18 protein-coding genes are annotated in these 19,465 nt (G+C 54.6%); 3 read left to right on the top strand and 15 right to left on the bottom strand.

Annotation, left to right across the window (positions count from 1 at the left end; genetic code table 11):
- Positions 1 to 11: 11 nt before the first annotated feature.
- The 10 genes from FMM72_RS09605 to FMM72_RS09650 all read right to left on the bottom strand — a co-directional run bounded on the left by FMM72_RS09605 (position 12) and on the right by FMM72_RS09650 (position 11,398).
- A complete protein-coding gene (locus tag FMM72_RS09605; protein WP_160210377.1) occupies positions 12 to 911 on the bottom strand; it encodes a DUF2156 domain-containing protein in 900 nt (299 codons plus the stop codon).
- 127 nt (positions 912 to 1,038) lie between these two features.
- Positions 1,039 to 1,704 carry a dTMP kinase gene (locus FMM72_RS09610; RefSeq protein ID WP_162221287.1) on the bottom strand — a complete coding sequence of 222 codons (666 nt, stop codon included), beginning with the start codon at positions 1,702 to 1,704 and terminating at the stop codon, positions 1,039 to 1,041.
- Positions 1,701 to 2,501 carry an FAD-dependent thymidylate synthase gene (gene thyX, locus FMM72_RS09615; protein WP_162221288.1) on the bottom strand — a complete coding sequence of 267 codons (801 nt, stop codon included), beginning with the start codon at positions 2,499 to 2,501 and terminating at the stop codon, positions 1,701 to 1,703. The genes FMM72_RS09610 and thyX overlap by 4 nt, the downstream gene beginning before the upstream one ends.
- 127 nt (positions 2,502 to 2,628) lie before the next feature.
- Positions 2,629 to 3,420, bottom strand: a complete 792-nt coding sequence (locus tag FMM72_RS09620) for a hypothetical protein (protein ID WP_160210374.1) — start codon at positions 3,418 to 3,420, stop codon at positions 2,629 to 2,631.
- 694 nt (positions 3,421 to 4,114) lie between these two features.
- Complete coding sequence (locus tag FMM72_RS09625; protein ID WP_160210324.1) at positions 4,115 to 4,327, bottom strand: hypothetical protein; 213 nt, start codon at positions 4,325 to 4,327, stop codon at positions 4,115 to 4,117.
- Positions 4,328 to 4,464: 137 nt separating this feature from the next.
- The gene (locus FMM72_RS09630) at positions 4,465 to 6,831 is read right to left on the bottom strand and encodes an ATP-dependent helicase (protein ID WP_162221289.1); all 2,367 of its coding nucleotides are present in this window, start codon (positions 6,829 to 6,831) and stop codon (positions 4,465 to 4,467) included.
- 296 nt (positions 6,832 to 7,127) lie between these two features.
- Positions 7,128 to 8,315, bottom strand: coding sequence for a sodium ion-translocating decarboxylase subunit beta (locus FMM72_RS09635; protein ID WP_162221290.1), 1,188 nt, complete (start codon positions 8,313 to 8,315; stop codon positions 7,128 to 7,130).
- 76 nt (positions 8,316 to 8,391) lie between these two features.
- On the bottom strand, positions 8,392 to 8,868 hold the full coding sequence (locus FMM72_RS09640; protein ID WP_162221291.1) for an OadG family transporter subunit: 477 nt from the start codon (positions 8,866 to 8,868) through the stop codon (positions 8,392 to 8,394).
- Between the two features lie 236 nt (positions 8,869 to 9,104).
- Positions 9,105 to 10,079: a galactose-1-phosphate uridylyltransferase gene (gene galT / locus FMM72_RS09645; protein ID WP_162221292.1), complete on the bottom strand. Its 975-nt coding sequence runs from the start codon at positions 10,077 to 10,079 to the stop codon at positions 9,105 to 9,107.
- Positions 10,080 to 10,108: 29 nt separating this feature from the next.
- On the bottom strand, positions 10,109 to 11,398 hold the full coding sequence (locus FMM72_RS09650) for a galactokinase (protein WP_243157766.1): 1,290 nt from the start codon (positions 11,396 to 11,398) through the stop codon (positions 10,109 to 10,111).
- A 192-nt stretch (positions 11,399 to 11,590) separates the two neighbouring features.
- On the opposite strand from FMM72_RS09650, the gene FMM72_RS09655 reads away from it, so the two are divergent.
- The 3 genes from FMM72_RS09655 (at position 11,591) to FMM72_RS09665 (ending at position 13,887) form a co-directional block, all read left to right on the top strand.
- Positions 11,591 to 12,430, top strand: coding sequence for an AraC family transcriptional regulator (locus tag FMM72_RS09655; protein WP_162221293.1), 840 nt, complete (start codon positions 11,591 to 11,593; stop codon positions 12,428 to 12,430).
- Between the two features lie 81 nt (positions 12,431 to 12,511).
- Entirely contained in the window at positions 12,512 to 13,411 is a 900-nt protein-coding gene (locus FMM72_RS09660; protein WP_160210330.1) for a mechanosensitive ion channel family protein, read from the top strand.
- A gap of 296 nt (positions 13,412 to 13,707) precedes the next feature.
- Complete coding sequence (locus tag FMM72_RS09665) at positions 13,708 to 13,887, top strand: hypothetical protein (RefSeq protein WP_243157767.1); 180 nt, start codon at positions 13,708 to 13,710, stop codon at positions 13,885 to 13,887.
- Between the two features lie 32 nt (positions 13,888 to 13,919).
- On the opposite strand, the gene FMM72_RS09670 is transcribed toward FMM72_RS09665, so the two are convergent.
- The 5 genes from FMM72_RS09670 to recD2 all read right to left on the bottom strand — a co-directional run bounded on the left by FMM72_RS09670 (position 13,920) and on the right by recD2 (position 18,759).
- Positions 13,920 to 14,186, bottom strand: coding sequence for a spore coat protein (locus FMM72_RS09670; RefSeq protein ID WP_160210373.1), 267 nt, complete (start codon positions 14,184 to 14,186; stop codon positions 13,920 to 13,922).
- Positions 14,187 to 14,188: 2 nt separating this feature from the next.
- Positions 14,189 to 14,386: a spore coat protein gene (locus FMM72_RS09675; RefSeq protein WP_160210346.1), complete on the bottom strand. Its 198-nt coding sequence runs from the start codon at positions 14,384 to 14,386 to the stop codon at positions 14,189 to 14,191.
- 98 nt (positions 14,387 to 14,484) lie between these two features.
- Positions 14,485 to 15,501 (bottom strand): rod shape-determining protein, encoded by a 1,017-nt coding sequence (locus tag FMM72_RS09680; RefSeq protein WP_160210347.1) that lies wholly within the window; start codon positions 15,499 to 15,501, stop codon positions 14,485 to 14,487.
- 323 nt (positions 15,502 to 15,824) lie between these two features.
- A complete protein-coding gene (locus FMM72_RS17540) occupies positions 15,825 to 16,544 on the bottom strand; it encodes a ComF family protein (RefSeq protein ID WP_160210348.1) in 720 nt (239 codons plus the stop codon).
- On the bottom strand, positions 16,537 to 18,759 hold the full coding sequence (gene recD2, locus FMM72_RS09690) for an SF1B family DNA helicase RecD2 (RefSeq protein WP_306815424.1): 2,223 nt from the start codon (positions 18,757 to 18,759) through the stop codon (positions 16,537 to 16,539). The genes FMM72_RS17540 and recD2 overlap by 8 nt, the downstream gene beginning before the upstream one ends.
- Positions 18,760 to 19,465 lie beyond the last annotated feature (706 nt).

Below are 19,465 nucleotides of genomic sequence, written 5' to 3' on the forward strand. Positions count from 1 at the left end.
CCCTCCCTGTATCACCGTTCGGTCACAACAAATTTTTCAAGCAGGATCGCTGGCTTATAGGAAAGCTTGGCCCGCCGAAGCCCCTCGTCGCCCACGTCGTCCTCACGGTTCACATATTTGAAACCGGCGCAGTTATGCGCGGTAAACTCCCTGTTGATCATCGGGTATGCGCCAGCCACATCCGAAAACGCCTTTTCAATGTGGACGATGAACGTATCCGAATTGAGCGGAAGGCCCATCGTATACGCCACAACACGCCCGTCAACCCGCAGAAGTCCGCCGTGCAGGCCAAGCGCCGAAAAATTCTCAAAGCAGTTGCGCACGGCGCACAGCTCTTCCATCAGGCTCGGGTCCTCGCCGCAGCCATTCAACTCACACCACCGGGTATTCATATTCCAGCATTCATCAATATTCTCCGGGGTAATCGTCTCAAACGACCAGGCGCCTTCGTGCTCCGCCTGAAAACGGTTGATAAAATTGCGCTTGCTGTGCAGCTTTTTGCCGGACAGCGTGATCAGCTTTTCGCTTTCATAAATGTAGTCAAAATGTTCCCGCGTCTCCTCGAATGTGAAGCGTCCCGGAAACAGCGTTTCCAGCGTTGCGGCGCCCTCTTTCGTCACGCCGCTCATCACAAGCGGCTCGCCGCGCAGCGCGGCGTCGGCCGACAGCGCCTCGATCACCGGCTTTACGTCGCCGCTGCCGGACGGAAACAGATACGACCGGGGCTGGCCGTCCCGGCCGGAACGCACGAGATAGAAATCATTCATGCGCGCGACCTCAATGTGATAAAGCTTGCGGTAAATAAAATTGTTGGAGAACGCGTACTCGCTGCCACGGAAATTCCCCATGCGCAGCAGCGGGTCGATCCATGCCTTGTCCGACAATTCAATCGGTTTGAAATCCAATACCATAAATGAAAATAACCCCTTTAGAATCTGTATTCACAGTCGCCAAGCGCCGTCCAGGCGGGCCTTTCGCCCCCATTGGTACAGCTTCTAAATTTTTTGCCCTGCATCCTCCAGCTGTGAATACAGGTTCTTATTTGCCGCCGTCCGTCAGGACCTTCCAGATGCGTTCGGCGATCGCCTCTGGTAAAAACGCCTCGCGGTCGTCTGAACAGCGCACCGTGTTCCAGCCGCACCGTTGGGCCGCATAAAGCGCACAGACGCGGCACCGGCGCATATAAGCAGCGTTTGCTTCATGAATATCCTTTTTGGCCGCGTCGCCGCCGTACCGCTTCATCAGAAGCCGCTCCGACACGTCGGGATGCATATCCAAAAACAGCACGGCGTCCGGCTTTGGAAGATCAAGCTTTTCATATTCAAAATCGGCGCTCCAATCCATAAACGCGTCCCACTGTCCGCGCGGCAGCTTGCTCATCTGGTGAATTAGGTTTGATGTCGCATAACGGTCGGCAATGATAGTATGCCCCGCCAAATAGTCGTCCTTCCAGTATCCGACATAGCTTGCAAACCTGTCAACCGCGTAAAAGCTGCTGGCCGCATAGGCCGACACGTCGTCCGCCTGTCCGAATTCACCCGCCAGATACTGCTTGACAAGCGCAGACGAAGGATGCGTATAATCCGGAAAGCTGATGCCGCGCGCGGGAACGCCCGCGCGCGCCAGGCGCTCCAGGAGCAGAGCCGCCTGTGTCTGCTTGCCGGCTCCATCCAACCCGTCGATTACAATGAGCCGGCCTTTCATGCGTCGTCCTCCGCCTTTACGCCATGGATGCACGCGATATGTGCGCGCATCCCGCGCGCGTCGCCGCAGCTCATTTTCCCCTCATGACACGCACCTGTGTAGCACGACGGTCCAGCCTTCGAAAACAGCGTCGGCGCCACCCCGCACACAAGTGAAAGCATCTGGTCGGCCACCTCACGGATTTCCCACTGTGCGCGCTTGCAGCAGCGATGTGCAAAAAAATTGAGCAGACTGCGCGCGTTCATCGTGACAATCAGCTTGGTGTCGCAGGCGTTTGGCAGCACAAAACGGGCGTCTTCAATCGCCTGTTTCTCCGCACGGCGCACAGCCGTTTTTTCATCGTCGCCGTCCGCGATAAAAGCAGCCGTATGCCGCGCCTTTAAAAGCGCGGCGATCCGGTCGTAATGCGCCTGTGCGTCGCACATCGCCTCCTCGAAGGCCGCGGCCGCCTGCGGATCGGCCTCAATTTCGGGCGGCATGACGTAATCAAACTGCGCCTCGCGTACATACCGCTGGCTCTGCACGCTGTAGGATGCGATCCTGTGGCGCGTAAGCTGTGCAAGAAAGGCGCGTGAGACGCCCTCAATGCCAAACGTAAAGCTTGCGTGCTCGATTGGGCTTTCGTGACCGATCGAAGCAAGCATCTGTACAAAATCGGCCGCTTTCTCGTCGGTAAGGCTGTCCATTAAATCCGCAAGCGACGCCGGCGAATAACAGAGCTTCGCCGCCGCCGCGATGGTTTTTTCAGGCGCGGGCGTGTGGCTGATCAGCGTAACCCGCAATCTTGCCTTCGGCATTTGACTCTCCTCCTTTTTTCATTTCCAGCCCGGTGAAACCAAAAGACATGCTGCCTTTCAGCTTCACCGGGCGATTATGGTTATTTCCCGTCCGCGCAGGGGCCACTGCGGCCGCCTGCACTGTAGGTCACATCTGGTCGCACTCCGAAAGCTTTGGGGGGAAAAACTGATTGACCGGGAACTTGATTTTCTTAAAGACCTCGCACGGATCGTCCGTTGTGCTGGTGCTTTCCTTGTCGGGCACGCAATAATCATACGCCGGGATCATCATCTGAACGCAGCGTTCCAGTTGGACGATTGTAAAAAGCCCGATGGTGATCAGCACGACTTTCTGCGGCTTGCACACGGTGAAATCGCCGTCGAACTTGGAGCAGATCGACGCCGGAAGCGTCACGCCGCACTCGAACATACGGCCCGGGCCGCATTCCACCAGCTTGGAATCGAGGCACATCGGGTCGACGACATGCACGCTGGCCTTAGGCATATTGGTGTTATCGTGCTCGCAGCAATTGCGCGCGTCTGTGGAGCAGTAAACCTTGACGTTTCCGTCAGACCCGTACAGAATCACTTTCTTGGCGAAAGCAGCAATGCCGACAACCGTCGCAGGCGGGATCGTCGGCGAGGAATACGCGGCGACAGTTACCTTGAAAAAGAATGTGATATCAACCGCATAGAACCCTTTGTTAAACGGAACCGGCTCAACGTCCAAATAAGCGGTAAGGATCTCCACATCCTTGCACTTGACGCTGATTGCGTTATCGATCACCGGCTGCGCGCGGTCGGTGAAGTAGACCTGAAGATCGGTCAGGCAATCCTTGTCGGTACAGGAATCATAAATCCTACCGGCATCTATGCATACTGCTTCCTTAAAGCAGTTCGCCCCGGTAGCGGTAACTGGGGCCGTCTTTTGCTCTGCCATATGAATCCTCCTAGTAATGTTTTGAGCTGTACTCAATACATTTTATGAGCATTCTGTTTATTTGTGCATCAGCAGAGAAAGTTTTCACCGGCACTAACTGCCCGCGGGACGTTTTTTTCTCTTTCAGGCAATGCTCCTTACAACCAATGCTGCCTATCGGCATAAAAAGAGCTATGCGGTCCGATTCCGCAACGCCGTAAACGCAGAACAAATCCAGGATACCACGCTACTATGTTGACAGGAAGAGATCGCCCCGGCCATATGGGATAAAATAAATGCTTTGCATTTATTTTATCATGTCCGCAAGGCGGCATGATAAAATTGGCCATCAGGGCGGCAGCGGGCTGCGCCCGCGTATCGCCCCGGCCATATGGGATAAAATAAATGCTTTGCATTTATTTTATCATGTCCGCAAGGCGGCATGATAAAATTGGCCATCAGGGCGGCAGCGGGCTGCGCCCGCGTATCGCCCCGGCCATATGGGGATAAAATAAATGCTTTGCATTTATTTTATCATGTGTACAAGCATTCGTCAATTTACCAGACTCCGGTAGGCAATCCTTTCGCTTATCGGCCCTGTACCGCCTCTTACGGCTGGCCATACCGCTAAAATACCCATGTGAAAAAGCCGTGCAAAGCACGGCTTTTTCACAATACAAAACGTATTTTGGATAAGCTTTCCACAAATCGGTTTCTAGTCCAATCCGGCAAGTATCCGATATGTACGTTCCAGCAAACGGGTCTTGTACCCGATTTCTGCCGTACGGACATCCAAACGAGCCAACGCAGGGGATGTATAGCGCGCACCGGCCTCAAACAAAGCCTCCATGCGGCTTCTGTTTCTTCTGATCCGTTTCCAGTTCCATTCAATCTGAGAGGCCAACATCCACATTTTAATTTTCGCCATCCGGCAACCCACCTTTCATTCATTCGACAGGATATCATATCTATCAACAAAATAATTATACGCTAAGTAATTGGCGCAATTTGTCGAACAACAGGAGATTACCGTGAATAAACTATGAAGAATCGACGGATTATTCGTTAATTCCTGCGTAATCGCGCGAATTTCGCCATAACCTTCTTTGTTCCGACAGATTCGAAGGCTACTTCGACAAGCTGATCGTTACCCATCGGTGTAACAGACAAAACCATACCGGGACCAAACACCTTATGCACAACCGGGTCGCCAGACTTCCAATCGCATTCGCCCGCCTGTGCGGCCGGCGCATAGCCGACGCCGAGCATCTTGTCCGCCTGCGTCATACGCGGGCGGCGTGGCGGCAGATTTTCCACCATCTGCCGCCGCAGAACTGTCTGGTCCGTCACCTCGCACAACTGCTGCGGCACCTCGCCCAAAAAGCGCGACGGACGGTTTCGCATTGTCTGGCCAAACAGCATTCTCTGCGCCGCTGTCGAAATATAGAGCTGCTTTTTCGCGCGCGTGATCGAGACATATGCAAGTCTGCGTTCCTCCTCGATCTGTTCGGGATTATTCATCGCCTGCATCCCCGGGAAAAGCCCTTCCTCGGCGCCAACCACAAATACATAATCAAATTCAAGCCCCTTAGCGGAGTGCATGGTCATCAATACCACCATATCAGCGGCAGGATCGTAGTTATCCAAATCCGTATAAAGCGATATCTCCTCCAGAAAACCGGATAAGGACGGTTCGTCTGTTTCCTCCTCATAACGGTGCATCGTAGACTTTAATTCCTCGATATTTTCAATACGCGTCTGCCCTTCAAGCCCTTGTGCCTGAAGCATACGCAGATATCCGGTTTCCTCGAGCAGGGTATCCAGCAGTTCATCAAGCGGAACCTTGTCCGCCAAATCAATCAGCTTTTGAATCATTGCGGCAAACGCCATTAAATCCTGCGCCTTACGGCCTAGCGAGGCATACTCATCGGCATGCGCCAGCACATCAAATACGTTTCGCCCCTCGCCCGCCGCAAGCTCCGCGACAGCCGCGATGGTGCTTTCACCGATTTTCCGTTTCGGCTCGTTGATAATGCGGCGGAGGCGCAATGTATCGGTCTGATTGTTAATAACGCTTAAATAAGCGACGACATCCTTTATTTCCTTGCGTTCATAAAATCGCAGCCCACCAATGATTCTGTAGGGAATCGCAGCTTTGGTCAGGCCGCGTTCAATCGCCTGCGATTGGGCGTTCATGCGGTAAAGCACCACATGACCGGCATAGCGCGCGCCGTTTTTGACGTTCTCCTGGATGGTGTCGCAGAGAAAACGCGCCTCCTCGCCCTCATCCGCAGCACGATAAACACGCACCTTACCGCCAGTGTCGTTTTGCGTCCAGAGTGTCTTTCCCTTTCGGGCCGTATTGTGCTCAATAACTGCATTGGCCGCGTCAAGAATCGTACCTGTGCTGCGGTAGTTCTGCTCCAGGCGGAACACACGCGCGCCTGGGAATGTATCCTCAAACTGCAAAATATTCTCAATCGTCGCGCCGCGGAACTTGTAAATGCTCTGATCGTCATCACCGACAACACACAGATTTCCGCTTTCAGAGGCGAGCAGGCGCACCAGCTCAAATTGGGCGTGATTCGTGTCCTGATACTCGTCAACCATCACATAACGATATCGGCGGCGGTATGTCTCGAGCGCGTCCGGATATTGCTGGAATACCCGCACCGTCAGCATGATGATATCGTCAAAATCGACGGCATTGGCGTTTTCAAGCTGACGCTGATACCGCTCATACACCTTGGAGACGACCTGGAGACGATAGTCCTCCCCTACGGTCGCTGCAAAATCAGCCGGTGTACGCAGTTCATCTTTGGCACGTCCGATCTCTGACAGGATAGACCTTGGGGAAAAACGTTTCTCATCCACATTCAGCTCTTTGAGCGCCGCTTTAATCAAGCGTATCGAATCATCTGTATCATAGATTGCAAAACTCCGGCCATATCCGATCCGTTCAATCTCGCGCCGTAAAATCCGCACGCATGCTGAGTGAAAGGTCGATGCATGAACATCCGAAGCCACAGAGCCCAGCATCGCAGCAAGGCGGTCGCGCAGCTCCCCGGCCGCTTTGTTTGTAAAGGTAATGGCAAGAATATTCCATGGCATAACCGTCCGGTTTCGAATCAATGAAAAAGCACGGTCCATATCCCAGCTGTCCCCAGCAGCATATTCCTCTAAAAATGCGACGTCATCTTCATTCAAATGTTCCGGTATATGCGTGCTCGTATATGCGTCGCCGAACTGGATCATATTCGCAATGCGGTTGATAATCACAGTCGTCTTTCCGCTGCCCGCGCCGGCAAGAATCAACACCGGCCCGTCAACCGCATAAACCGCCTGGCGCTGCATTGGATTCATCCGGACAAAAAAATCATCGATAATGCGCCGCCTGACGGATAAAAAACGTTCTGACAATGATCGTTCCATGTCGCTCTCCTCAAGTTTTTTCCTGATAATCAGTTTATTCCAACACCCATTGTACCACAGCGGCAAGCCGGAAAGGACTTGTCTGCCGCTGTGCGGCAGTAAAACCGGCAACGCCGGTTTTGGCTGTGGCGGAGTATGCGCAGTCCGCTGCTTTGCAGCGGTTTCCGCCGAATGGCGGCTACAAACAGCAAAGCTGTTTGCCCTGCGCATATTGTACCACACTTTGCGCTGCCTGTGAACGAAAAAAGGACGGCCCCTCAGGCCGTCCTTTTGTTTACCTTGATCGGATCGCCATTTTAGACAAGCGGTTTGAGGATCGCCAGCAGAACGCCGGCGGCCACAGCCGAACCGATAACGCCAGAAACGTTCGGTCCCATGGCGTGCATCAACAGGAAGTTCGTGGGGTTCTCCTTCTGGCCAACCTTCTGCGAAACACGCGCGGCCATCGGAACGGCGGAAACGCCCGCGGAACCGATCAGCGGATTGATTTTGCCGCCAGTGACCAAGCACATCAGATCACCGAGCAGCACACCGCCGGCGGTGCCGATGGCGAAAGCGCACAGGCCAAGGGCTATGATCTTCAATGTCTGCGGCGTCAGGAAACGTTCCGCGCTGGCAGTCGCGCCAACCGTGGTGCCGAGGAAAATCGTAACGATATTCATCAGCTCGTTCTGCGCCGTTTTGCTCAGACGGTCAGCGACGCCGGACTCGCGGAACAGGTTGCCAAGCATCAGCATACCGATCAGCGGGGCCGTATCAGGAACGAGGAAGGAAACAATAACCGCAACAAGGATTGGGAACACGATGCGCTCCAGCTTGGAAACCGGACGCAGCTGCTCCATTCTGATCGCACGCATTTTCTTGGTGGTCAGCAGCTTCATAATCGGCGGCTGAATAATCGGCACCAGCGCCATATAGGAATATGCCGCGATCGCAACCGAACCAAGCAGATGCGGGGCAAGCTGTGTCGTTGTAAAGATCGCTGTCGGGCCGTCAGCGCCGCCGATGATACCGATCGAGCCAGCTTCTGGGCCTGTAAAACCGAGCAGCAATGCTCCAAAGAAAGCAATAAAAATACCAACCTGCGCCGCAGCGCCCATCACGAAGCTCTTGGGATTGGCGATCAACGGGCCGAAGTCGGTCATACAACCGACGCCGAGGAAGATCAACGGCGGATAGATTCCGAGCTTGACGCCCAGATACAGATAGTCAAGCAGGCCGCCGCCGTTTCCGAGCTGCTCCCACAGGATATGCCCTGTATCGTTGATGAAGATCTCGGGATGGTACAGGCCGGCCATCGGCAGGTTTGTCAAAAGCATACCAAACGCGATTGGCAGCAGAAGCAACGGCTCGAAGCCGCGGCCAATCGCAAGATACAGAAGCACAAATGAAACAAAAATCATCAGCGCCTGACCGCCGGTCAGGTTTAAAAAGCCTGAACCATTGATCAGCTTTTGAACTGAATCCAGAAAAATTTCAAGCATGTTGTCAGCCCTTTCGTTTAAAATGCGGTTTTTCGTCCGTACATGCCATTACCGCCCGCACAGGCAGCGTTACCGTTTAAAACGGCTGCGTGTTCTGGGCAAGTCCTGCCTGCGACCACACCGTACGTTCGGCGCGGCGGATGCTACGCACGACAAATCCGCTCTCCGGGGCGGGACCTTCCACAGCCGGGACAGGGATTGCCGGAGAATCGATCATCGCGGCAATCGCAGCCGTGATCACCGCTACAATCTCTTCCCCAATCCCATCTTCAACCGCCATAACCGGCTGCTGTACCACAGGCGCCGGCGGCGCGGACGGCGCGGCTGCCCGGGCGGCAGGCGCCTGCGCAGACGCCTGCTGGGGCGCCACTTTCGGCGGTTCCTTTGGCGCTGGCGGCGCTGGCTGAACCGGCTTCTGCGGCTGGTTTTTCTGCGAGATCGCCGTGAAAATCTTACCCATGATGGCCACAATGAACCATAAAAGGAGCAAGGTCGTGAACACGACGACGAGTCCGGTGATGATAACCGCACCCGCAAGGGTCATATTTTCCATAATAATTCTCCTTGCTAATTTATTTTTAATGTTTATTAACTACAATTCAATTGCTCTCCCCAAAAAATCGAAACTAGAATTTATTATACTATATCTTGTGGTGATATGCAATTGCTTTTCCAAAAAATTTTGAAAAAATTTTAACAAACTTTGGCCTGTTCATTTCCACGTACACAATTTAGACATAAAAAGCGCCGCCCGTTCCGGCGGCGCTTTATGAACTTTTACCAATCGAATTACGCAAGCGTTTTCATGTAGCGTCCGTATGCTTCGCGCAGCTCCTGCGCCGTCTGTTCCGGGCAGGTCGGATTGCAGTGCGCCCAAACGCCGGTTTCCGACGAGGCGTTGTATTTAATTTTGTCCGCGCTGCGCATCGGCGGGAAAAATTCAATGTGGAAGTGATAGCTATCGTGAACATCCGGCCCATTGACCGGCGCGTTGTGCATACACATCATATACGGGAACTTATAATCAAAAAGGCTGTCGAGCATACCTACCGTGTGCTTAATCGTCACAGCCAGTGCGCGACGCTCCTCCTGTGTGAGCTCGTTCAGATTGCTTTTGTGTGAATTGGCGAAGATATACACACCATACGGATATTCCGTAAAGAACGGCAAAAACACAGTGAAGTGCTCATTGGAAAAGATGACGCGCTTTTGAAAATCAAGCTCCGCTTTCAGCATATCGCAGAACAGGCAGCGGCCCTTTTCCTCAAAATAGTCCTTGGCGGACGCAAGCTCCAGCTCGATCTTTTTCGGCACAAAGGAGTATCCGTAAATCTGGCCGTGCGGATGCGGCATCGTGACGCCAACCGCTTCGCCGCGGTTTTCAAAGATAAACACATATTTGATCTGTTCATCCTGCCGCAGCGCGTCGAACCGCTCGCACCACAGATCGACCAGCTTCTCCATGTGGTCGTCTGAAAGCTCCGGCACAGTCGTCGTATGGCCGGGCGAATAAAGAATCACTTCGCATTTGCCGTATGCGGGCGCTGTTTTAAAGAAATCGTTGGCCACATCGTCAGGTGCGGGCGGGTCCTGGCTCAACGCCGGAAAATCGTTGTCATATTTATAGACGTCATAATGCTCGGGCACCTTGCCGGAGCCAGGACAGAACGGACACCAGTCCTTGGGCATCTGCGGCCGCGCCTGCCGGTGCGACGCGATCATGACCCAATCCTGTGTAAGTGGATGCCATCTCAATTCTGCCATTGTTGATTCCTCCTGTTTATCAGTTCCTGTTATGCTCCAAGTTCCGGTGTGATCTCAACGCCGCCCACTGGACGGATCGAAAGCACGTGGCAGCTTCCCGCCCCAAAGACAGCCTCCATTTTTTCCCGGTACATCCCAAGCAGACCATCTGGCACGAAACTCTGTATGGTGCCGGCGAAGCCCCCGCCATGGACGCGCCACGCGCCGTGTCCCGCAAGCAGGTGCTCGCTCATGGCCAACGCGAGCGAAAGCCCCTGCTCATCCGGATTTTTGCAGGTATAGACGTTTTGCAGATACATAAACGATGAGCGTCCGCTTTCAATAACAAGCGCCTTGAACGTCTCAAAATCACCGGCGCGCAGCGCCGCGACCTGACGCGGCACACGCGCGTCGTCGCCATAGAAATGGAAAGCGCGCAGCAGCGCGCGGTCGGTGCATTTGCCGCGCAGCGAAGCAACGCGCTCGTAAAATATCTCCGGCGCGATATCCCGCAGCACTTCTTTGCCGAGCGCCTGGGCGACGGAACACATCTCAACGGGCGCCGACGCATAATCGCCGGTCAGGTCGGCGTGATTGCCGCCCGTATCAACGATGCAGAGCTTGTAACCGGAATGCGCAAAATCGAAATCAACCTTTTCGACGACCGGCTGTTTCGGGTCGGCGAAATCGATCGTAATGAACCCGCCAACCGAACAGGCCATCTGATCCATCAGGCCGCTCGGCTTACCGAAATAAACGTTCTCGGCATACTGCCCGATCTGCGCGATCTGCACGGCATCGACCGAACCGTCCGCATACAGGCAGCCAAGCATTGTTCCAACGATCGTTTCAAACGCAGCCGACGACGACAGCCCCGAGCCTTTGAGCACGTTTGAAGTCGTATAGGCGTCAAATCCGGCGACCGGATGGCCCATCGCGGTAAGCCGGGCCGCCACGCCCCGGATCAACGCGGCGGCTGTGTTGCGCTCGTCATCGCGCGCCGACAGATTCGACAGGTCAACCACATCCATTGGGAAGCCCTCCGACTTGATGCGGATGATCCGATCATTGTTCTTGGACGCCACCGCGATCACATCGAGGTTGACGCCCGCCGCCAGAACACGCCCGTGCTGATGATCCGTGTGGTTCCCACCCACCTCGGTGCGTCCCGGCGCGCTGAACAAGCGGATCTCACGGCCCGCGCCAAACAACGTTTCAAACTGAAGCGCCGCATTTTTATAGCGCGCACGCTGCTCCTGCGCCTTTTCGCTATAAAGATAGCTGAACACCCCGTCGAATGCGCCGCTATCAATCCTTGTAATCGTCTCGATCGTATCCATCTGTTGACCTCCCATCTTTTGAATGCGTCTGCCGGATGCCACGTCCCAAAATTTCCTGTTTCCTATAGCTTAACGCAAAGGTGGCCTTATTACAACAGAAAAAACAATCATTTTTATGGATTTTTGTTGCGCCGGCGCATAGATTTCTGGTATGATGTCAATAGACATCCATGATAGCGGGAGGGCGTGAACATGGCGTCTGGGATTTTCAAACATTCCTATAAAACAAAAACGCGCGAAAGCCTGCCGATTGCAATCTATAACGCCGGAGCGCAGCGATGCGAGCCGTTGTATGCCTGGGGTCCGGGCCTGCGCGACCATTTTCTGGTTCACCATGTGATCGCCGGGCGCGGCATTTACACGGCCGACGGCGTTACACATGAAGTAGAGGCCGGCGATACCTTTATCGTCTATCCGTCTGTCGTCGTTACTTACCGTGCCGACGCGGCCGATCCATGGGAATACTGCTGGGCCGGCTTCAACGGTGCGGAAGCGCGTCTGATGATCGCGCAGACGCCCTTTACACGCGAACGGCCTGTCGTCCGGTTTGAACAGCCCGATGAAATCCGCGAAGCCATTGCCGATATTTACCGTGCGTCGGGAACCACGCGTTCAAGCGAGCTGCGCGCAATCGGAATGCTCTACATCTTTCTGGCTCTGCTTACCGAGCAGGCCGGCGCACCCGCGCCGGCCGCGGGACTGTCGCTGGAGTATGTCGAAAGTGCCATCCGGTTTATCGCGCATAACTATTCCGGACATATCGACATCGAAGCGGTCGCCGCCTCTGTCGGCATCAGCCGAAGCCATCTGTACCGCGTCTTTATGCAGCATATTGGCACGCCGCCCAACGAGTACCTTGCAAAATTCCGTATTTCACAGGCGTGCGAGCTGCTTGGCCATTCCTCGCTGCCTATTTCAGCGGTTGCCGCTTCCGTCGGCTACGAAGACCCGCTGTATTTTTCACGCGTATTTAAACGAATCACCGGAATGCCGCCGTCAGCCTATATCAAAGCGCACCAGGCTTGGGCTTAATCCTCGGCCCGCTGCACGGGCGTCCGCATCTTTCCGTGGCGCCGTCCGGTGGCTGCATTCCAAACGCAAGGAGGCTTTTCCATGGAAACAGATATCGCGAATGCGCTCGAAACAAATTCAACCGCCGCTGAATTCCAAAACGCGGTCGACACCATCGCACAGATGCCGTCAGACACGCGGTTGCACTATCTTCTTGGAAAATTGTTGGATCTGCTGCCCAAGCTCTTGACGGCCGCACTGATTCTTCTGGTCGGCATCATCCTTGTGCGCTGGGCCGCAAAATTTGCGCGCAATTTGCTCAAACATTCGCGCCTGGATATAACGCTGCATAATTTCATCGTTTCAATCCTCAGCGCACTGCTCTATATCCTGTTGGCCATCATCGTTGTAACTGTGCTTGTGCCTTCAGCCGCCGGGTCGCTGATCACCATGTTCGGTGTATTTGGCTTGGCTATTTCGCTGGCTGTCAAGGATTCGCTCGCCAATTTAGCAGGCGGCATGTCGGTCCTGTTCACAAAGCCGTTCGCGCTTGGCGATTATGTCAATATCAACGGCAATGAGGGAACCGTTCAGGAAATCCGTCTCAACTATACAGTGATCAGAACAGTAGACAATAAGTTGGTGCACGTTCCAAACGGCGATGTTGCCAAGGCGGAGATCACAAACTTTACCGCGCAGGAGACGCGCAGGCTCGACCTTGTATTTTCAATTGGTTATGACGATGATTTTGAACAGGCCAAGAAAATCATTTGTGAAATTGTGTATGACAATCCACTGGCGCACAGCGACCCTGAGCCAATCGTCCGGATGGTGGAGCACGGCGATTCGGCCATCCGGATCGGGTGCCGTGTCTGGGTGGATACAGCCGACTACTGGACGCTGAATTATGATTTGCTTGAGGAGGTCAAGCGGCGTTTTGACGCCGCCGGAATTCATATTCCATATAATCAGCTGGAAGTTTCGATCCGCCGCGATCTGTAGCCTTTCACTCCGGCCGCGTCAGCCGCAAATGCATGGGCGCGCAAAGCGTCCGTTTTTAAAAAAAGGCCCGGGATTATCCCGGGCCTTTTTTCTGCGCCTCCATTACCGGAAACTCGGAACTGAATCCGGCCAGCCGCAGAGGAAATAATAAGGGCAATTTGAAGCCGTGCTAGCATCCAATTTGTCCCCTTCTGATTATACATCCAAACAGTTTAAATTTCAATTTAAATATTAAATTAAAATTTAATTGTATATATGGTTTATAATCTTGTCTATAATCTAGTCAGGTGATGTTCATGTTTCAAATTGAAAAGCCAGAAAAAGTCAATCGCACCATTTTTATCCCCAAAAGTCTTTTAGAACGGATTACAAAGCTTTCTCAGGAAAAGGATGTCTCTGTCAATCAGATCATTATTCAGTGTTGTGAATATGCGCTTTCGCATATGGAGGATTCCAGCGTGGAGTCGAAAAAATGAGCCGAGCTCCATCGCTCCGGCTCATTTTTTTGTCAAACTGTATTCTGTTCAAAACGGCGGCGGCACGCGTCGATCTGCGTTTGCTGTACAGGTTCCGACGTATACCAGCCGCGTTTGAGCATTTCATCAAATATCTCGTGTTGAATTTGATGTTCCTCATTCAGAATCGTCATCAGCTCCCCCATAACAGCGGGGGAGGCGCATTCATTTGCGTAAAGGTTGTATCCATGCGCTGCAAACTTCTGGCTTGCCAGCGCATCCTCCATCATCTCGCGGTCGCCGAATGGAATCTGCCGCATACTCACTTGCCGCCTCCCTGCCCAAGCTGCGTAAGCAGCCGGTTGTAATGATTCTGATGGCGCGCAGAATTGTTTTCAAACTGCGTGCGCAGCTGCGGATCGGACGCCATATGCGCATACATGGTGAATTTTTTGATCAGTGTTTGTTCAACGCCAAGCTGATCCTCAATTGCGGCCAGCTCCTTGGCGGTTAGCGGCATATGAAAAACCTCCCTGAATTGGTATCGCTAAAAGTATGCCAATTCAGGGAGGTTTTTATGCGGCTGCTATAACCGCTCGCTGATTCAGAACCTTGTATTCAGTTTTTGTGCGGCGACGATGTGATAAAGCCACCGACCAGCTGGCTAATGTATTCAAACGACCGGCCTGTACCGATCGCAACGCATTCCACCGGATTCTCGGCCAGTCCAACCGGCATCTTCAGCTTGGCGCTCATGTGCTTGTCAAGCCCATGCAGCATTGCGCCGCCGCCGGTCATCACCATACCGTTTTCATAGATATCGCCGACAAGCTCCGGCGGCGTCCGCTCCACAACGGAATGGACCGCTGCGCGGATCTCCTCCACAAGCTCCAGCATCACCGGATACAATTCCGTGCGCGACAGCTCCACGCGTGTGGGCAGGCCCGTCGCCAGATGACGTCCCTTGATTTCATAGGTCAGGTTTTCCGCGTCCGGATCAATGCTCGCAATCGCAATCTTCACCCGTTCAGCCATACGTTCGCCGATCAGGACGTTATATTTACCGCGCACATAGCGGATGATTGCAGCATTAAACTTATCGCCGGCCAGCTTGATTGAATTTTTACAAACAATTCCGTTGAGCGACAGCACCGCAATGTCGCTGGTACCGCCGCCAATATCGAGGATCAAATTGCCGTTCGGCTTTGAAATATCGATTCCTGCGCCGATCGCGGCTGCCACCGGCTCCTCGATCAAATACACGCTGCGCGCGCCGGCCGCGCCGGCCGCGTCAACGGCGGCGTTCGCCTCCACCCCTGTAATCAACGACGGGATGCACAACGCAACACGCGGCTTGACCACATTGCTTGGACACGCCTTCTTCATAAAATACTTAATCATGGCTTCCGTCATCTTATAATCGGAAATGACGCCGTCGCAAAGCGGTCGGATCGCCGTAATACGCGCGGGTGTCTTTCCGATCATTTCATACGCCTCCGCGCCTACGCTGAGCGTTTCGCCTGTTTTTGTATTGACCGCGACGACCGACGGCTCGCGCAGCACAATCCCTTGCGAGCCATTGTAAACAAGCACCGTCGAGGTGCCAAGATCAATTCCAATATCAATCGAACTCATGTTCAGTCCTCCCGTCATGTTTTGCTCCGGCATTTTTTGTCCACGATGAACAGCGTCACATCCCAAAAGATAAACTGATAAACCTGCCATAAGACGGTATAATCGGCCATCGGGGCAGAAGTGGCCCGCGCCCGCGCATCGCCCTGGCCATAAAGTTGTACAATAACCGCTTTGCGGCTGCTAAAACGGCAAAGACAGTTTTGGCTGCGATATACCATGCGCAGTCCGCTGCTTTGCAGCGGTTGACGCCGGATGGCGGCCGCAAACGGCAAAGCCGTTTCTCCTGCGCATATTATACTGTATTTTTCCCCTTTTTTCAACTTTCAACGCTGTATTTGGCCTCCCTTATGTATGCGCGGCGTCGTCATCGCTGTGACCACATAAACGGATCGCGCACCGCGTTCAAGCAGCAGCGCGGCGCAGCGTCGTACAGTCGCACCGCTCGTCAGCACATCGTCAACAAGCAAAACCGTCCCGTTGGCAATGCGTTTGCCTTTACAGGCTACAAACGCCTGGCGGGCATTCGCTTCACGCGCATCAAAACCCTTCTGCTCCATCTGTGCGCCGCCCAATCCCGTATGCGTGATGAATCCATCAGCTACAGGCAACCCGAGCCGTTTGGCGAGCGCCCGCGCCAACAGCTCCGTCTGGCAATAACCGCGCTGACGGCGCTTTTTCGGATGCATCGGCACATACGTCACAAAATCAAACGGCACATCCGCGAAGTCGGCGCGCACACGCCGCTCCATCAGCGCAGCTAAAAATGGGGCGTAATACAACCGGCCGTCGTATTTAAAGCGGTACATTCCTTCCCGCGCGCTGCCAATATAAAGAAGCGGCGCCGTCGCGCCGGCATAAAACGAATCACATCGCCCGCAGATACAGTCGGCCGCAGGTTTTCCACAATGTGTACAGAGCACGCCCGCATATGGCGGCGCACATTCGCTGCATAACCAGCCCATTCCCGCAAGCACCCGGCCGCACAGAAAGCATTTATGTGGAAACAGCAGCGTCAGCGCCCGCTCCCAAAATACGCTAGCCACCACACACCTCGTCAAGCAGATAACGCAGATTTGCATACCGGCGCGAACGTTTGTGGTTGTCCACCATCGTTTTAACGGCCGATGCGGCGCCAAGGATGATCAGCAGCTTTTTTGCACGGGTAATCGCGGTATAAAGCAGGCTTCGGTAATACATCCGGCTTTTTCCCTCCATCAGCGGCAGGATCACCGCATCGTATTCATTGCCCTGGCTTTTATGAACCGTGATTGCATAGGCCAGCTCCAGTTCGTTGGCCATATCAAATGAATATTCCGCCAGGCGGTCTTCATCGAACCGAACGACGATCGTCGCGCTTGGCCGGTTAATCAAATCAATCACGCCGATGTCCCCGTTAAAGACACCCATACCGTCCTCTCCGCCGTCCTTCTGCCACACCAGATCATAGTTATTCCGGATCTGCATCACCTTGTCTCCTTCCCGGAACGTAACCGGTCCAGAGGTGTATTCCTTTTTGCTGGGGTCCGGCGGATTGACTGCATTTTGCAGCACGCGGTTTAGCTCTGTCGTACCAGCCGCGCCGACGCGCGTCGGCGCGATCACCTGAATGTCCCACATTGGCGAAAAGCCATACCGCTTGGGCAAACGCCGCGCGCACAAATCCGCCGCTGTCGTGCAGGCATGCGCCGCCGAGGCGTCCGGTAAAAAGAAAAAGTCGTTGTCACGCGCGTCAAGCCGCGGATATTCCCCCGCGACAACGGCATGCGCATTTGTTACAATCAGGCTTTTTGCTGCCTGACGGAAGATCTCCGTCAGATGCACAACCGGCAGATGGCCGCCTGCAATCAGATCGCCCAGAATATTGCCCGCGCCAACTGACGGAAGCTGATCCGGATCGCCGACAAGGATCAGCCTACAGGAAAATTTCAGCGCGCGCAGCAGTGATTCAAACAACAGCGTATCCATCATCGACGTCTCATCGATGATGACTGCGTCAAACGGCAGCGGATTTTTCTCATTCCGCTTGAATTTCATCAAGCCCGAGCCATCGGCGAAATCGACTTCCAACAGGCGATGGATTGTTTTTGATTCCGCACCTGTCAATTCCGACATGCGCTTGGCTGCGCGTCCGGTCGGAGCAGCCAGCGCCACCTTTTCCCCCATCTGTCCGAGCAATCGGATGATCGCCGAGATGGCCGTCGTTTTGCCAGTACCGGGTCCGCCGGTCAGGATCATCAGCGGCGATGTGACCGCTGTAACAATCGCCGCGCGCTGGAACTCTGCATACACAATACCACTTTCGCATTCCAACCGGCTAAGAATCTCCTCCGTATCCGGCGCGCGCTCCGCGGAGCCGTTGGAGAGCATCAGCGACAACCGGTTGACGATGCAGCATTCCGCCTCATAATAGCGCGGCAGGTATAGAAAGCTGCGATCCTTTACAGCCAACCGCACAAGCTCGCCGCGCGCAATCAGCTCCTCCAACGCATCCGAAACATGATAGGTATCCGTCTCTACAAGCAGCGCGGCTGTCTCCAGCAGCTTTTCCTCCGGCAGACAGGTATGCCCGTTGTTCGATACATTGTGACGCAGCACATGCAGCAGACCCGCGGAAATCCGTTCGTAGCTGTCCGGCGCCAGACCGTTTCGCTCAGCGGCCGCGTCAGCCAGCTCAAACGGGACGCCGATCTCCTCAATACAGAGCGCATAAGGATTTTCCGACACAACCTCCTGTGCCGCAGCCCCATATTTTTTCCATGTTTTAATGGCATATGGCGCAGGGATTCCCAATTTTTCAAGATTTAGCATTACAGATCGGATTCCAAACAACTTTTTATACTCATTGGAAATTTGCTCCGCTTTTTTAGGCGAAATTCCCTGCACCTCAGCGAGCTTTGCCGGATTTTGTTCCATCACTGTGAGCGTGTCATCGCCAAAGGCCCGGACCAATCTGCGTGCAATGGCCGGCCCGACGCCCTTAACAGCGCCCGACGACAGGTAGCTTGCAATCGCGGAGGCAGTCGCCGGCATCAGGCGCTCATATGCTTCTGCGCGCAACTGCATACCGTATTTAGCATGTGTTGTATAGGCTCCGGTTACAATCAATGTTTCGCCAACCACGATATCCGAAAATTCGCCAACCACTGTCAAAAGCTCCGCTTCTGTTGACAGCTCCAGTACAGTAAATCCATTTTCTTCGTTGCGGTAAACAATCGTCTCCACGCCGCCTTCCACCCTGTAACGCTCGCCGGCCTCCAAAATGTCCGTTCCTCCCCGCTCTGTTCTGCTTTGTTCCATTATAATACAGATTTCGCGGATTGTAAACGCACCTGCGAAGGATACGTCCTGTGCTGTTTGTTCCGCGAAATCCTTTTGGAAAAAAGGCCAAAAAGCAAAGCGCTTGCAAAATCCACGCCGGCTGCATAGCGTCTGTCGTGGATTTTGCCGGGGACAGGCGGCGTGCCTGAGCAGGCTCTTGCGGCGGCGCGCGCGACCCGTGCGCGGGCCACTCACCGCCGGGCGCTGCGCTTGCCCGGCCGGCTGGCGCGCGCGACCCGTGCGCGGGTCGCTCACCGTCGGCCGCTGCGCTTGCCCGGCCGGCTGGCGCGCGCAACCCGTGCGCGGGTCGCTCACCGTCGGCCGCTGCGCTTGCCCGGCCGGCTGGCGCGCGCGACCCGTGCGCGGGTCGCTCACCGTCGGCCGCTGCGCTTGCCCGGCCGGCTATTCGGGGCTTTCCGGCGGCTATAGCCGCCGGGCGCGGACAAGCCGCGGCAGCGCCCCTCAGCGCGCCTCACAAGGGGAGGGTCGAGCGACGCCTCCCCTTATGTTATCCCCACCTCTGCTTGGCGCGATCATATTGGGCGCACGCCAGTACGTCCGGCGGAAGGGGCGGGCCGCCCCTATCCCATGGACCCAGCCCCGGGGCAGGTGCGGCCTGTATAAATGCCGGAACCTGCCCCACTGT

The organism is Anaerotruncus colihominis (assembly GCF_010206195.1).
GTDB classification, from domain to species: Bacteria; Bacillota; Clostridia; order Oscillospirales; family Ruminococcaceae; genus Anaerotruncus; species Anaerotruncus colihominis_A.